The organism is Mesorhizobium sp. B2-8-1, assembly GCF_006440955.1.
Taxonomy (GTDB): domain Bacteria; phylum Pseudomonadota; class Alphaproteobacteria; order Rhizobiales; family Rhizobiaceae; genus Mesorhizobium.
Map to the genome: position 1 here is coordinate 694,146 of NZ_VFTX01000001.1, position 15,519 is coordinate 709,664.

12 protein-coding genes are annotated in these 15,519 nt (G+C 63.9%); 11 read left to right on the top strand and 1 reads right to left on the bottom strand.

What is annotated here, in order from left to right; all coding sequences use genetic code 11:
• Positions 1-58: 58 nt before the first annotated feature.
• The 10 genes from FJ428_RS03325 to FJ428_RS03370 all read left to right on the top strand — a co-directional run bounded on the left by FJ428_RS03325 (position 59) and on the right by FJ428_RS03370 (position 12,394).
• Positions 59-496: a hypothetical protein gene (locus tag FJ428_RS03325; RefSeq protein ID WP_140520719.1), complete on the top strand. Its 438-nt coding sequence runs from the start codon at positions 59-61 to the stop codon at positions 494-496.
• A 127-nt stretch (positions 497-623) separates the two neighbouring features.
• A complete protein-coding gene (gene ccmI / locus FJ428_RS03330) occupies positions 624-1,778 on the top strand; it encodes a c-type cytochrome biogenesis protein CcmI (RefSeq protein ID WP_140567682.1) in 1,155 nt (384 codons plus the stop codon).
• Positions 1,779-1,792: 14 nt separating this feature from the next.
• A complete protein-coding gene (gene ccmE / locus FJ428_RS03335) occupies positions 1,793-2,236 on the top strand; it encodes a cytochrome c maturation protein CcmE (protein ID WP_140494692.1) in 444 nt (147 codons plus the stop codon).
• 29 nt (positions 2,237-2,265) lie between these two features.
• Positions 2,266-4,257 carry a heme lyase CcmF/NrfE family subunit gene (locus FJ428_RS03340; RefSeq protein WP_140520716.1) on the top strand — a complete coding sequence of 664 codons (1,992 nt, stop codon included), beginning with the start codon at positions 2,266-2,268 and terminating at the stop codon, positions 4,255-4,257.
• Positions 4,254-4,721, top strand: coding sequence for a cytochrome c-type biogenesis protein (locus FJ428_RS03345; protein WP_140494688.1), 468 nt, complete (start codon positions 4,254-4,256; stop codon positions 4,719-4,721). The genes FJ428_RS03340 and FJ428_RS03345 overlap by 4 nt, the downstream gene beginning before the upstream one ends.
• A gap of 135 nt (positions 4,722-4,856) precedes the next feature.
• Entirely contained in the window at positions 4,857-6,401 is a 1,545-nt protein-coding gene (locus tag FJ428_RS03350) for a Do family serine endopeptidase (protein WP_140494686.1), read from the top strand.
• 343 nt (positions 6,402-6,744) lie between these two features.
• Positions 6,745-7,419 carry a response regulator transcription factor gene (locus FJ428_RS03355; RefSeq protein ID WP_181165141.1) on the top strand — a complete coding sequence of 225 codons (675 nt, stop codon included), beginning with the start codon at positions 6,745-6,747 and terminating at the stop codon, positions 7,417-7,419.
• 8 nt (positions 7,420-7,427) lie between these two features.
• Entirely contained in the window at positions 7,428-8,903 is a 1,476-nt protein-coding gene (locus tag FJ428_RS03360) for an ATP-binding protein (RefSeq protein WP_140673099.1), read from the top strand.
• Positions 8,903-11,863, top strand: a complete 2,961-nt coding sequence (locus tag FJ428_RS03365) for a bifunctional [glutamine synthetase] adenylyltransferase/[glutamine synthetase]-adenylyl-L-tyrosine phosphorylase (protein ID WP_140878934.1) — start codon at positions 8,903-8,905, stop codon at positions 11,861-11,863. The genes FJ428_RS03360 and FJ428_RS03365 overlap by 1 nt, the downstream gene beginning before the upstream one ends.
• 51 nt (positions 11,864-11,914) lie before the next feature.
• Complete coding sequence (locus FJ428_RS03370; RefSeq protein ID WP_140517977.1) at positions 11,915-12,394, top strand: hypothetical protein; 480 nt, start codon at positions 11,915-11,917, stop codon at positions 12,392-12,394.
• Positions 12,395-12,438: 44 nt separating this feature from the next.
• On the opposite strand, the gene FJ428_RS03375 is transcribed toward FJ428_RS03370, so the two are convergent.
• Positions 12,439-14,763, bottom strand: a complete 2,325-nt coding sequence (locus FJ428_RS03375) for a PAS domain-containing sensor histidine kinase (RefSeq protein ID WP_140878935.1) — start codon at positions 14,761-14,763, stop codon at positions 12,439-12,441.
• A 243-nt stretch (positions 14,764-15,006) separates the two neighbouring features.
• On the opposite strand from FJ428_RS03375, the gene FJ428_RS03380 reads away from it, so the two are divergent.
• Positions 15,007-15,420, top strand: coding sequence for a hypothetical protein (locus tag FJ428_RS03380; protein ID WP_140517978.1), 414 nt, complete (start codon positions 15,007-15,009; stop codon positions 15,418-15,420).
• Positions 15,421-15,519 lie beyond the last annotated feature (99 nt).

Below are 15,519 nucleotides of genomic sequence, written 5' to 3' on the forward strand. Positions count from 1 at the left end.
TGACGCGGCCCCCGGCTCATCCATGACAGGCTCCAGCTCAAGAAAACCGGTTGTTGGCATGAAGATTCGCGTCGCGCTTGTTTCCGCATTGATGGCCGTTTCCGGCTGCACCACCTTGGGCGGCAAGGCTCCCACCATCGCTGCGACGCCGGCCTCCACGCCACCCAGCAGCGGCAAAGTCGCCACGACGATCATTTCGGCGATGGGCGGCGGCCTCATCGGCGGGTCGGTCGGCAGCGGCCTTAGCGAAGCCGAGAAGCGCAGCGCGCTGGAGGCTGAATACAAGGCGCTCGAATACACCACGAGCGGCCAGAAGGTGACGTGGAAGGGCACCCAGGCGTCCCGCTATGGCGAAGTGGTTCCGGCTCAGCCCTACCGCGTCGGCTCACAGGACTGCCGCCAGTACACGCAGACCGTCTTTACCGGCGGGGCAGGCGTCACGGCGCGTGGAACGGCTTGCCGCAACGCCGATGGCAGTTGGACGCCGCTCACCTGACAGGCTAGCCGGTCCATTTCGGACCCGGCCGGTTGATGTCGATGAAGGATATGCGGCGCGCCCGCCGTCAAAGCGTCGCAGTATGCTTGTGTTGGCAGGGCAAGGCTCTGCCGTTATTGGAAGAACCATGCTGTTCTGGGTCATAGCCGCAATCCTAACGCTGGGCGCCAGCCTGGCGGTGCTGCTGCCGCTGGCCGGTGGCGCCAGAAGCGCGTCTTCGAGCGGCGAGCACGATCTGGAAGTTTATCGCGACCAACTGTCCGAACTCGACCGCGACGCCGCCCGTGGCCTGATCAAGCCTGCCGAAGCCGATGAGGCGCGCGCCGAGATCGCCCGGCGCATCCTTCGCCTCGACAATGCGGACCAGACCGGCAGCGCATCCGTCGGACGTACATCCGTCGCGACGCGGCTTGTCGCCACCGCGGCCGTGCTGGCGGTGCCGCTGGTCAGTTGGGGCCTCTACATCAACATAGGCTCGCCCGATCTGCCCTCGCAGCCGCTCAGCGAGCGGCTGGCCAAGAATCCGGCCGACAGCTCGGTCGACGAACTTGTGGCTCGCGCCGAAGCCCATCTTGCCGCCAATCCGTCCGACGGCAGGGGATGGGACGTGCTGGCGCCGGTCTATCTGCGCATGCAGCGCTTTTCCGACGCGGTCGCCGCCTATCGCAACGCCATTCGCCTCGACGGCGACAGCGCTGTTCGCCGGGCCGGTCTCGGCGAGGCGATCGCCAGCGCGGCCGGCGGCATCGTTTCGGCGGATGCCCAGGAGGCCTTCGAGGCGGCCCTGAAACTTGACCCGGCCAATGCCAAGGCCGGCTTCTACCTGGCTATGGCCTTGGCGCAGGAGGGCCGCAGCAAGGAGGCGGCCGCGGCCTGGCAGGCGATGCTGGGCACGCTGCCGAAGGATTCGCCATGGCGCGGCGCGATCGAGCAGGCGCTGGCCAAGTCCGATAGTTCCGGCGCCGGCAATGCAGGCGTCGCTTCGAGCGAGCCGGCAAACGGACCGACCGCGGGCGATATCGATGCCGCTTCATCGATGTCGCCGCAGGACAGGGAAGCCATGATCAACACCATGGTCGCCGGGCTCGACGAGAAGCTGCGGCAGAATCCGCGCGACCCGGAAGGATGGATGCGGCTCGTTCGTTCCTACATCGTGCTGGGCAAGGCCGACCAGGCGCGCGAGGCGCTGAGCCGAGCTATTGCCGTCTTTGGAGCCGACAGTGACGAAGCCAGGAAATTCACCGCTTTTGCCGCTTCGCTCGGCCTGACGGCGACGCAATAGGGCTGGACCGGACAATGACACGCAAACAGAAACGATTGTCGGTGATCGCGGGCGGCCTGGCCTTCCTCGGCGCCGCCACCGGCCTGACATTCTATGCGCTCGGCCAGAAGGCGTCCTATTTCTACATGCCCGCCGATCTGGCCACGGCGACGGTGCAGCCGGGCCAGCGCATCAGGCTGGGCGGCCTGGTGGAAAAAGGCACGATCCAGCGCGGGCAGGGGGCGACAGTGGCGTTTTCTGTGACCGACACCCATAAATCGGTCAAGGTCACCTATACAGGCATCCTGCCTGACCTATTTCGCGAGGAGCAGGGGGTCATCACCGAGGGCACGTTCGGCCCGGATGGCGTCTTTGTGGCCGACAGCGTTCTGGCCAAGCACGACGAGCGCTACATGCCCAAGGAAGTGGCCGATGGGCTGAAGGCCAAGGGCGTTTGGCAGGAGAGCAAGAGTGAATAGGCAGGCTCGATATAGCCGGGTTGGCGATCATGGTTGAGACCGGACATTTCGCGCTGGTCCTGGCCTTCGCGCTGGCGCTGGTGCAGACGGTGGTGCCGCTGTTTGGCGCCCGCACCAACAATCAGCGCCTGATGGCGGTCGGCGCTCCTGTCGCGATCACCGGCTTTGCCCTGACGGCGCTGTCCTTCGCCGCACTGCTCAGCGCCTATGCGAGTTCCGATTTCTCGGTCGCCAGCGTCTGGGAAAATTCCCATTCGCTGCAGCCGATGATCTATAAGATCACTGGAACCTGGGGCAATCACGAAGGCTCGATGCTGCTCTGGGTGCTGATCCTGACCTTTTTCGGTGCGCTGGTCGCCGCCTTCGGCTCCAACCTGCCGGCGACGCTACGCGCCAACGTGCTTGCCGTGCAGGGTGCGATCGGCGCGACATTCTTCCTGTTTATACTGGCAACGTCCAATCCCTTCGCCAGGCTTTCGCCGGCGCCCATCGAAGGGCGCGATCTCAATCCCATCCTGCAGGATCTCGGCCTCGCAGTGCACCCGCCACTGCTCTATCTCGGCTATGTCGGCTTCTCGATCTGTTTCTCCTTCTCGGTAGCCGCGCTCATCGACGGACGCATCGATGCGTCCTGGGCGCGATGGGTACGGCCGTGGACCCTGGTCGCCTGGATGTTCCTGACCGGCGGCATCGCCATGGGCTCGTACTGGGCTTATTACGAGCTCGGCTGGGGCGGCTTCTGGTTCTGGGATCCGGTCGAGAACGCCTCCTTCATGCCCTGGCTCGCGGGCACCGCGCTGCTCCATTCGGCCATCGTCATGGAAAAGCGTTCGGCGCTGAAGATCTGGACGCTGCTGCTCGCCATCCTGACCTTTTCACTGTCGTTGCTCGGCACCTTCCTGGTGCGTTCGGGCGTCCTGACCTCGGTGCATGCCTTCGCCACCGATCCGACGCGCGGCATCTTCATCCTGTGCATACTGACGCTGTTCATCGGTGGATCATTGACGCTGTTTGCACTGCGGGCCTCGAGGCTGACGGCCGGCGGCCTCTTTCATCCGGTTTCGCGCGAAGGCGCGCTGGTGCTGAACAATTTGTTCCTGACCACGGCCACCGCCACCGTACTCGTCGGTACGCTCTATCCGTTGGCCGTCGAGGCCCTTTCGGCCGACAAGATTTCGGTCGGCGCGCCGTTCTTCGACCTCACCTTCGGACCGCTCATGGTGCCGTTGCTGGCCATGGTTCCGTTCGGGCCGCTGCTGGCCTGGAAGCGCGGCGACGTCTTCGCCGTCGCGCAGCGCCTGATGGCAGCTTTCGCGGCGGCGCTTCTGGCAACGCTGGTCACCGCCCTGTTCATCAACGGCGCTTCGGTATTCGCAGCCCTTGGCGTGGGTCTTGCCGTCTGGCTGATCCTCGGCGCTCTCACCGACCTCGCTGTCAAGGCGGGGTTCGGCAATGTGGCTGCGAGGGTCATGGTCAGGCGCCTGCTCGGCCTGCCGCGCTCGGTCTTCGGCACAGCGCTTGCCCACCTCGGTCTTGGCCTGACCACGCTTGGCATCGTCGGCACGCTTTGCTTCGGCACCGAGAAGATCCTGTCGATGCATGCCGGGCAAACCGTCGAATTGTCCGGCCACACTCTGCGTTTCGTCGGGCTCCATCCGGCGCAGGGACCGAATTACAGCGAGGATCGCGGTCGCTTCCAACTGATCGGTGTCGGCGGCAGTCCGGTTGGCGAAATCAGCTCGGCCAAGCGCTTCTATCCGGTACGCCAGACGACGACGACGGAATCAGGCATCAGGACGATGGGCCTTTCGCAGCTTTATATTTCGCTCGGCGACGAGGGCAATGACGGATCGGTCGTGGTGCGCCTGTGGTGGAAACCGCTGGTGACGCTGATCTGGGGCGGCGGCCTGGTCATGATGGTTGGTGCGGCCATGTCGCTGATGGACAGGCGCCTGCGCGTCGGCGCACCCTCGCGCCGCCGCAAGCAGGCCGGCGCCATGAGCCCCGCGGGCCTGCCATGAAGGCGAAGTTGTCCATCGCGTCGCTCGTGATGGTGCTGGCGCTGTCCTTTGCCGGCACGGCGCTGGCGGTGAAGCCCGACGAGATGCTTGCCGATCCGACGCTGGAAGCGAGAGCGCGAGCGCTGTCGGAAGGGCTGCGCTGCATGGTCTGCCAGAACCAGTCGATCGACGAATCCGATGCCGATCTTGCCCGTGACCTGCGCGTTCTGGTGCGCCAGCGCCTGGTCGCTGGCGATACCGACAAGCAGGTGATGGACTATGTGGTTTCGCGCTACGGCGAGTTCGTGCTGCTGAAGCCGCGCTTCGACCTGCGCAACGCTCTGCTTTGGGGCACGCCGGTGATCCTGCTTTTGGCCGGTGGCCTGTTCGTCGTGCTCAGCGCGAGATCGCGCCGGACACTGGCGACAAAATCCCTCTCCGCCGACGAGCGGGCGGCACTGGAGGCGATCCTGCGCCGCGATTGAGTGCAGGCGGCGATCGTTCGCCAACATTACCAAAGTTTCATGCGTCGGAAATGGCGTCGTAATGTACGCCGCTCTAATTCTCTTCCTCAGGATGCCGACAAGGCGCGTCCCTTCGAAAAGAGGATACGAGACCCCATGAATATTGCCCCCAATTCATATTCCCGCACCCGCAAGCGTCTCCTGGCTGCCGTCGCTTCCGTCGCCGTTGCCGGCGCGATCGGCGTTGGCGCGTTGACCAGCGGAACCAGCCCCGTTTTGGCCGATGCCGTGCGCGTCGAGGCGCCGCAGGTCCCCAGCTTCGCCGATGTCGTCGAGCGCGTTTCGCCCGCCGTTGTCAGCGTCAAAGTCAAGGCCAAGGTCCAGCCCACCGCCGATGACGGCTCCGACGACCAGGACGGTTTCGACAATTTGCCCAACAATCCGCAGCTGCGCCGCTTCTTCAAGGAATTCCGCGGCTTCGGCGATCAGGGCGGCCAGAACGACGATGGCCACCGCCGGTTCGGGCATCGTGACCGCGGTAATGGCGAGCCGCGCCCGGTGGCTCAAGGGTCGGGCTTCTTCATTTCCGAGGATGGCTATCTCGTCACCAACAACCATGTCGTCGAAGAGGGCACCGCCTTCACCGTGGTGACCAATGACGGCAAGGAACTCGACGCCAAGCTGGTCGGTACCGACCCACGCACCGACCTCGCGGTGCTCAAGGTCGAGGGTGGCGGCAAATTTACCTATGTCGACTTCGCCGATGACTCCAAGGTTCGGGTCGGCGATTGGGTCGTGGCCGTCGGCAACCCGTTCGGTCTCGGCGGCACCGTCACCGCCGGCATTGTCTCGGCGCGCGGCCGTGACATCGGCGCCGGCCCCTATGACGATTTCATCCAGATCGACGCGTCGGTCAACCGCGGCAATTCTGGCGGCCCGACCTTCAACCTCAGCGGTCAGGTGGTCGGCATCAACACCGCTATCTTCTCGCCTTCCGGCGGCAGCGTCGGCATCGCCTTCGACATTCCCGCCTCGACCGCCAAGCAGGTCGTCGAGGATCTGATGAAGAGCGGTGCCGTGCAGCGCGGCTGGCTCGGCGTCGAGATCCAGCCGGTCACATCAGACATCGCCGAATCGCTCGGCCTGAAATCCAACAACGGCGCATTGGTATCCAGCGCTCAGGACGACGGCCCCGGCAAGAAGAGCGGCATTACCGCAGGTGACGTGATCACCCAGGTCGACGGCAAGGATGTTGCTTCGCCGAAGGAGCTCGCCCGCCTGATTGGCGCCTATTCGCCGGGCAAGTCGGTTGACGTCACGGTCTGGCGCGACGGCAAGAGCCAGAGCGTCAAGGTCGAGCTCGGCAAGCTGCCTTCAAGCGACAAGCAGGCCTCGGCCGACGACAAGCCTGCGGCTCCGGCCAAGGCCGATACGCTCGCCGATCTCGGTCTGACCGTCACCAAATCCGAGAACGGCAAGGGTTTGGTGGTGACCGATGTCGATCCCGACAGCGATGCCGCCGACCGTGGCATCCAGCCGGGCGACATCATCACCGCGGTCAATTCGATGGAAGTCAACGGCACCGACGACGTCACCAAGGCCATGGACGAAGCGGTGAAATCCGGGCGCAAGGCCGTCCTGATGCAGATTACCCGCGACGACAACAACCGCTTCGTGGCGCTGCCCGTCGCCAAGGGCTGACAACCACTTTTCCAGTGCGGTGGTTTCAAACACCCCCGAGCCGCCGCACGGGAAGTATGGAGCCGAGCACGTTAGTCAGTCATCGTGCTCCCCTCCGGCGGCAGCGGGCTTCCCATCGCCCGCTGCCGCACTCCGCCCGCGGACCATGCGCTCAGGCTGAGTGAACAAGCGGAGCGCTTTGGTGGCAACGGCATGCCGGCAGCATGTCTGGGCCAGTAACACCAGAGAACCAAGACTTTATCGCGCGCGGCCTGGATCATCTTGATCGCGATGCGCTTTGGCGAAGGCTAAAATGCAGATGCCGGCTACTCAATCTTCCAGCGAAATCGCGTATAACGGTCCTATGAAGATTCTCGTCATAGAAGACGATCGCGAGGCTGCGGATTATCTGCAGAAAGCCTTTACCGAGGCCGGGCACACCGCGCATGTCGCGGGTGACGGCGAGACCGGCTTCGCGCTCGCCGATGCCGGCGACTACGACGTGATGGTCATCGACCGGATGATGCCGCGCCGCGACGGCCTGTCGGTCATCGCCGGCCTGCGCTCCAGGGGCAACGCCACGCCGGTGCTGATCCTGTCGGCGCTGGGCGAGGTCGACGATCGGGTCACCGGCCTACGCGCCGGCGGCGACGATTATCTGACCAAGCCCTATGCCTTTTCCGAGCTGCTCGCCCGCGTCGAGGTGCTGAACCGCCGGGCCAGCGCCAAGGAGGCCGAAACCGTCTACCGCGTCGGCGACCTCGAACTTGACCGGCTTTCGCATTCGGTCAGGCGCGCCGGACGCGAGATCACGCTGCAGCCACGCGAGTTCCGCCTGCTTGAATATCTGATGCGCCATGCCGGTCAGGTGGTGACGCGCACCATGCTGCTCGAAAATGTCTGGGATTATCATTTCGATCCGCAGACCAACGTCATCGACGTCCATGTCTCGCGACTGCGCGGCAAGATCGAAAAAGGCTTCGACAAGCCCATCCTGCATACGATTCGCGGCGCCGGCTACATGCTTAGGGCCGGTTAGGCGGCGGCATGGCCCTTTCCGTGCCTGCCATCATGAAGACGACGGCTGCGCGGCTTTCGGCGCTCTATCTCCTGCTCTTCGCACTCTGCGCCGTGCTGCTTGTCCTCTACATGACCTCGCTTTCGGCGCGCATGCTGACCGCGCAGACGCAGGAGACCATCAACGACGAGGTGCTCGGCCTTGCCCGCGCCTACCAGCGCGGCGGCCTGCCGGTCCTGGTGCGCGTGGTGGAGCAGCGCTCGCGCCAGCCCGGCGCCAATCTCTATTTGATCGCCGACGCCAACGGCCAGATCCTGACCGGCAACGTGCAGAGCCTGGAGCCGGGGGTCATCGAAACCGAAGGCTGGACGACCGAGCCGTTCTCCTACCGTCGTTTCGGCGAAGGCGAGCTCGACCGGCAGCGCAGCACACCTTCCGACCAGACCACGCCCCAAGCCGGCGATACGGCGGTCCGATCCGAAGGTGAGAAGGGCCACAATGCGATCGCGCTGGTGCTGCGCCTGCCGAACCAGATGATCATGCTGGTCGGCCGCGATCTCGGCGAACCTGAGCGGTTCCGCGCCGTCATCCGCCGCTCCCTGATGCTGGCGCTCGGCATGATGGGGCTGGGCGGGCTGTTGATCTGGTTCTTCGTCGGCCGCGCCGCGCTGAAGCGCATCGATGGCGTTTCGGAAGCCAGCCGCCGCATCATGGGCGGCGATCTTTCGGGCCGGCTGCCGGTGACCGGTGCCGGTGACGAATTCGACCGGCTTTCCGAGAACCTCAACGCCATGCTGGCCAGGATCGCCATGCTTAACGAGGGACTGAAGCAGGTTTCCGACAACATCGCGCATGATCTGAAGACGCCGCTGACCCGGCTGCGCAACCGCGCCGAGGCGACGCTTTCGGGCAAGCACAAGACATCGGACTACCGCCAGGCGCTGGAAGGCACCATCGCCGAGTCCGACCAGCTCATAAAGACCTTCAACGCCATCCTGATGATCTCCCGGCTGGAGGCGGGTTATTCCTCCGAAAGCACCAGTCGCGTCGATCTGGCCGCAGCCGTGCGCGATGTCGTCGAACTCTACGAGCCGGTGGCGGAAGAGGCTGGCGTTTCGCTCGAAGCCGCGGTCAATGGCGCATTCCTTGTCGACGGCAACCGCGAGCTGATCGGCCAGGCGCTGTCTAACATCGTCGACAATGCGATCAAGTACTCGACCGATTCCACCTCCAAGCCGACTGTCCGCGTGACGCTCGAACGCGCGCATGGCGAAATCAGGCTTGTCGTCGCCGACAACGGCCAGGGCATTCCGGACGATGCCGATCGCGCCCGGGCGACGGAACGGTTCGTGCGGCTCGAGAAGAGCCGTTCCCAGCCAGGTTCCGGGCTTGGCCTCAGCCTCGCAAAGGCGGTCATGACATTCCACTATGGCCGGCTTGATCTGTTGCCTGGTAATCCCGGATTATCCGTGGTCATGAGTTTTCCCGCGCGGGAGGATCATTGATGACGGCGGCTGCAAAGCGGACGGCGAAGGACTGGCTGTTGAAGCCCGCGGCAAGGCTTGCTCCTCTGGACGACAGCCGGGCCCGGCAGGAGCTGGCCGAGATCGCCACCTTGGCACGCGAAGAAGGATTGACACGGCTGGCGAAATTCCTGGCTGGAACGGGTGAGGCGCAGGACTTCCTGGCCGCTGTCTTCGACCTCTCGCCGTTCCTGCGTGACATGGCGCGTCGCCGGCCGCAGATATTGGATGGGCTTTTCGACCAGCCGGTCGAGGCCCGGCTGAAGGCGATCATCGTGGCGATCGACCGGGCATCGTTCTCCGAGACGATCTCCGAATCCAGATTGATGATGGAACTGCGGCAATGGAAGGCCGATGCGCATTTCCTGATCGCGCTGGCCGATCTGGCCGCCGAGGCCGAGACCTCGCTTACGGTGCGGCGGTTGAGCGACCTTGCCGATGCGTGCACGCGCGCCGCCGTCGATTTTCTGCTGCGCGACGCGCATGGCCAGGGCAAGCTGAAGTTGCCGGATCCCGCCAATCCCTCGAACCGGTCGGGCTGGATCCTGCTCGGCATGGGCAAGCTTGGCGCGCATGAGCTCAATTTTTCCTCCGATATCGACCTCGTGGTCTTCTTCGACCCGGAAGCGTCGGCCGTCGTCGATCCGCTCGATGCGACGGAGCTGTTTTCGCGGCTGACGCGCCGTCTGGTGCGCATCCTGCAGGACCGCACCGAACATGGTTATGTCTTCCGCACCGACCTCAGGCTGCGTCCCGATCCCGGTTCGACCCCGCTGGCGATCCCGGTCGAGGCGGCGCTGCGCTACTACGAGGCGCGCGGCCAGAACTGGGAGCGCGCTGCCATGATCAAGGCGCGTCCTGTGGCCGGCGATCTGGACGCCGGCACCGCTTTCCTCAAGGAGCTCCAACCTTACATCTGGCGCAAATACATGGACTATGCCGCGATCGCCGACGTCCACTCGATCAAACGCCAGATCCACGCCCACAAGGGGCATGGCGAAATCGCGGTCAAGGGCCACAACGTCAAGCTCGGGCGCGGCGGCATCCGCGAGATCGAGTTCTTCGTCCAGACGCAGCAGCTCATCGCCGGCGGCCGCTTCCCGGAACTGCGAGGCCGCGAGACCGTGCCGATGCTCGGCCAACTGGCCGCGCGCGGCTGGATCACCGCCGAGGCACGCGACGCACTGGCCCGGCAATATTGGTTCCTGCGCCGGGTCGAGCATGCCATCCAGATGGTGGCCGACGAGCAGACGCACACCCTGCCGGAGGATGATGAAGGGCTGGAGCGAATCGCGCGCATGCTGGGCTTTGCCGATGCGGCTGCTTTTTCCCTGGGCTTCCGCGCCTCGCTGCAGCAGGTCGAACGTCACTACGCGGCGCTGTTCGAAACCGCACCGGAGCTTTCGGCAGGCATCGGCAATCTGGTCTTCACCGGCGACGTCGACGACCCCGATACACTGCAGACGTTGCACGGTCTCGGCTTCCAGCGAACGAGCGACATCTGCCGCGTGATCCGTGGCTGGCATTTCGGTCGCTACCGCGTCACCCAGTCGGCTGAGGCGCGCGAGCGACTGACGGAACTGACGCCGGCGCTGCTCAAGGCTTTCGGCCAGACGCGTCGGGCCGATGAGGCGTTGATCCGTTTCGACGAGTTCCTCGCCGGCCTGCCTGCAGGCATCCAGCTCTTCTCGCTGCTCCAGTCCAATCCGGCGTTGCTGAAGCTTATGGCGACGATCATGGGCGCCGCGCCACGACTGGCCGCGATCATCACGCGCCGGCCACATGTGTTCGATGGCCTGCTCGATCCCGCTCTTCTCACCGAATTGCCGGATCGTGGCTATCTATCGGCACGGCTTACCGCTTTCCTCGAAGGCGACCGCGCCTATGAGGACGTTCTCGATCGTTTGCGCATCTTTGCCTCCGAGCAGAAATTCCTGATCGGCGTGCGGCTGCTCGCCGGCTCGATCGATCCGGCCCGCGCAGGCCGCGCCTTTTCTGACCTGGCCGACCTCACCATTGAGGCCGCGTTGCGCGCGGTTATGGCCGAATTCGAGGCGCGCCATGGTACAATCGCCGGCGGCGTGGTTTCGCTGCTCGGCATGGGTAAGCTCGGCAGCCGTGAATTGACGGCGGGGTCGGATGTCGACCTCATCCTGCTCTACGATCACGATGCGGACGCCGAGGAATCCGACGGTGAAAAACCGCTGGCGCCCTCGCATTACTACACCAGGATGACGCAGCGCCTCATCTCGGCCGTTTCCGCGCCGACCGCGGAAGGCGTGCTCTATGAACTCGACCTGCGGCTGCGGCCGTCCGGCAACAAGGGGCCAGTGGCCACCCACGTCGACGCCTTCAAGAAATACCAGCGCCAGGAGGCCTGGACCTGGGAGCACATGGCGCTGTCGCGGGCGCGCGCCATTGCCGGAGATGCCAGGCTCTGTGCCGAGGTCGAAGCCGACGTTGCGGCGGTGCTCGGGCAATTGCGCGACGCAGCAAAGGTGAAAGCGGAAGCGTCCGACATGCGCACCATGATCGAAAAGGAAAAGCCGCCGCGCGACCTCTGGGACATCAAACTCATTGCCGGCGGCCTGATCGATCTCGAATTCATCGCCCAGGTGGCCGTCGTCACGGGCAATGTCGAGTCCGGCCGCAGGGTCACGGCAACCGCGGAGGTATTGTCGCGCCTTGCGCCACAATTCGCAGCCGCCGATGTCAGGGAGGAGCTTGGCGAGGCCTACCGCCTCTATCTGGCGCTGACCCAGATGATCAGGCTTTGCCTCACCGGCCAGTTCGAGCGGGACGATGTGCCGCCGGGGCTTTCGGATCTGCTTCTGGCGGTCACCGACTTGCCGGATTTCGGTGTGCTGGAAGCACATCTCAAGGAGACGTCGCGGAAGGTCAGGAAGGATTTCAACCTTCTGCTTCGTGCCGGGCGGCCGTGATCAACGGCCGTGCGGATCGCATCGGGGGTGACGATGCAACAGGAGAAGACCATGAGAAAGACAACCAAGCTCGCGTTCGCCTTCATCGCGTTGGCAGGAGCCGTCGGCACTGCGGCCTATGCCGAGAACATCGACAGCGCAAACATGCGTGAGCGCACGATGATGCGCCTCAACAAGGCGATGAAGGACAATGACGGCACCATCAGCTTCGACCAGTTCTCAAGCGTCATGGATTCGCGGTTGAAGAAGCTGGTCGCCGACAATGGTGGCAAGCTCACGGTGGAGCAGCTCACCGCAGCGCTGGAAAAGGCCCGCTTCGAGCACATGGCCAGGCGCATCATCGCGCGTTACGACAACAAGGGCGACGGTACGCTGACGACGGACGACATCGCCAGTCGCGACAAGAAGCTCTTTGCCCTGCTCGACAAGAACAACGACGGAAAGATCAAGAAGGGCGAACTGCCAAAGGGCGGCCGCTTTGGCTTACACCGTCAGTGGGATGACGAAGGCGACGACGGCAGCATGCAATAACGCCTTCCGGCACGGGCTTCGGCGACATCGCCGGAGCCCGTTGCTTAAGCCGCGACCTTGACCACGGGCGTCGCCTTCTTCACCGGAATGCGCACCGACACGATCGTGCCGACACCTTCGGTTGAGCGGATTTTCAGGGCACCGCCTTGCAGTTCGGCCAGAGAGCGCGAGATGGCGAGGCCGAGGCCGGACCCGGCATGGCTCTTGGAGAACTGGTTCTGCACCTGTTCGAAGGGCCGTCCGAGCTTGCCGAGCGCCTCCTTCGGGATGCCGCAGCCATTATCCTCGATCGTCAGCACCAGCGCCCCTGAGGTATTGCGGGCCCTGACCGATATGTGGCCGCCCTGGCCGGTGAATTTCACTGCGTTGGACAAAAGGTTGATGACGATCTGCTTGATCGCTCGGCGGTCGGCAAACAGCGTCAGCGCGTCGGCGATGCGGGTCTCCACGGTGATCGCCTTCTGTGCGGCCTGCAGCGAGACGACCCTGACCGTCTCGCTGATCAGCGGGCCGAGATCGATCTCTTCGCGGTCGAGCGAGAATTGGCCGGCCTCGATTTTCGACATGTCGAGAATGTCGTTGATGACGCCCAGGAGATATTTGCCACTGCTGTTGATGTCGGTGGCGTATTCCTCGTAGCGCTCCGATCCCAGCGGGCCGAACAGCCCCTGTTCCATCAACTCGGAGAAGCCGATGATGGCGTTCAAGGGCGTGCGCAGTTCATGCGACATGTTGGCCAGGAATTCGGACTTGGCCCGGTTCGCCGCTTCGGCGCGCTCGGTTTCCTTCATGTATTTGCGGTTGAGCTCGACCAGTTCGCGCGCGCGCTCCTCTTCGGCCCGGCGGGCGAGGCTGAGATCGTGTATGGTCGCCATCAGCCGGCGCTCGCTGTCGACCAGCTTTTCTTGATGCAGCTTGATCTGGGTGATGTCGGATCCAACCGAGACAATGCCGCCGTCGCGGGTTCTGAGTTCGTTGACCTGCAACCAGCGGCCGTCGGCCAGCTGCCGTTCGAACGTCGCGCCGCCCTGCGGTCCATTGCTGTTGGCAAGCCGCCGATCGGAAGCGAAAGCGAGCATGCGCTCTTCCAGCGTGGCGCGCACGGCGCCTGGCATCACGTCACGGTCCGAAAGGCCATTGTCCTTCTGGTATTTGGAATTGCACATGATCAGCCGCTCGGCGGCATCCCACAGCACGAAGGACTCGTTGATGTTCTCGATCGCCGTCCTCAGGCGCAAATCGGCTGCCTCGGAACGAAGCGCCAGGTGACGCTGCTCGGTGACGTCGACGGCGATGCCGATCAACTGGATTTCGGGTGCTTCCGGATCCATGACCTGCGCCCTTGCGCGCATCCATACCCACTGCCCGTCGGCATGCCGCATCCGGAACACCTGATCGATATGATCGATCTCGCGCGCGACGATCTTGTTGGCGAGCTGGAACAAGTCGCCATCATCGGGATGGATGATCTCGTCGACCTCGCCGAAGGACAGCATCGTGTCGCATGGCTCGTAGCCCAGCATGTCGTACATCGAGCGCGACCAATACATCTTGCCGCGCACCATGTCCCAGTCCCACAAGCCGCAGCGGCCGCGTACCAGCGCCATGTCGATGCGTTGATGCGCTTCGAGATAGATGCGGTCGGCCGCCTGCGCGCGCGCCGCCTGGCCGAAATAGGCATAGAGGATGATGATCAGCACGCCGGCCGTCAGTACGAACAGCGTCACATTCAGCGAGACTGTCTTGCGCCAGGCGTCGAAAACCGCGTCCTGCGGCACCAGCGCCGCTGCCGCGCCTTTGCGACCGTTCGTCAGGCTGACCGCTGCATACCAGTCCTGCCCGCCAATATCGACCTCCATCACTCCGGCGCGGTCGCCGAACATGAACAGAGGCTGGCCGCCCTGGACGAGGCTATCCAGCGAACGGCCTTGCCAGGACATCGAGCGCGGCGTCACCGCGGTGATCTTGAAGGCGCTGTCGGTGATGACAAGAACGTGGCCGCGGCTCATCGCGCCCTGGCGGCTGGTCGTTTCCAACAGGTCCTGGATGGCGCCCGGCGCGGTGTCGGACGTGGTGGCCAGCGAACTCGCCAGTTGACCGGACGCCAGCATCAGGATCGCCTTGGCGTTGCGCTCGATATCGTCGCGTTCGTTCATCAGCGACAGGACGCGCAGCGCCGCGATCGCGATCAGGAAGATGACGATGAGAGCCGGTATCGATCGGCGCAGCAATGGCTCCGCCGCCAGAAGCCGCTTGTAGGCCGGTTCGGCGATGAGCCGCGTATTCCCGGCAAGGCCGTCGCCTCGCGGCGTCTCGCGACGCGCAAAAGCTATCCCTCCGGGCGCGCCCCACGCGTCCGCCTTCGCCATAAATGGCACTCCCCGATTTGCCTATGCTTGATGATCCGGCAAACGCCGCACTTCCGAATCGCCATTAAAGAATCAAAGGTGATTCGCCTTGTCCAGTGGTCCGGCGAAAAAAGATTAAAAATCGACTAAAATAGCGGCTTTTCCGCCAACCGAGCAGAGGCATGCGATGGCGATTACCGTGGAAAGGGAATAATATTAGAAATCACGCATATTCCGTGCGGGATTGCACATTGGGAGGAAAGCATGAATCGCAGATCTGCAATTGCTCTCGGCGTGTCAGCGGCAGCGGTAACGCCTTTGTTCGCCCTGGCGGCGTCGGTAAAAACGAGGACATACGGCCCGAAGGAGGGCAAGGAGATTGCGCCCGGCATCAGAGTGGTGGAGGTAGGCACGGGAAACTCAGACATTCCTGCCTACAAAAGCATCTCAATCGTCGATGTCGTGTTTCAGCCCGGCACACATGCGCCGGCGATGGTGATGGACAACGACATGGTATGCACCATCACTGCGGGCGAATTCACGATCAAGAAGGCCGACAAGGAGTTCAAGCTCAAGGAAGGCGACATATACACTTGCGCCAAGGGCAAGACCGACGAGGCGACGAATACGAGCGCCGAGGTCGGCGTGCATCGCATCGCCATGTTGATACCCGCGTAGGGAGGCGGGAATCCGTTCGAGCAGCAGAAGCACAGCCTGACGGGCCAGTGGCGTTGCCTTCGCATTGCCGCCGACCACCATGGTGGCCGCTTGGGTCTG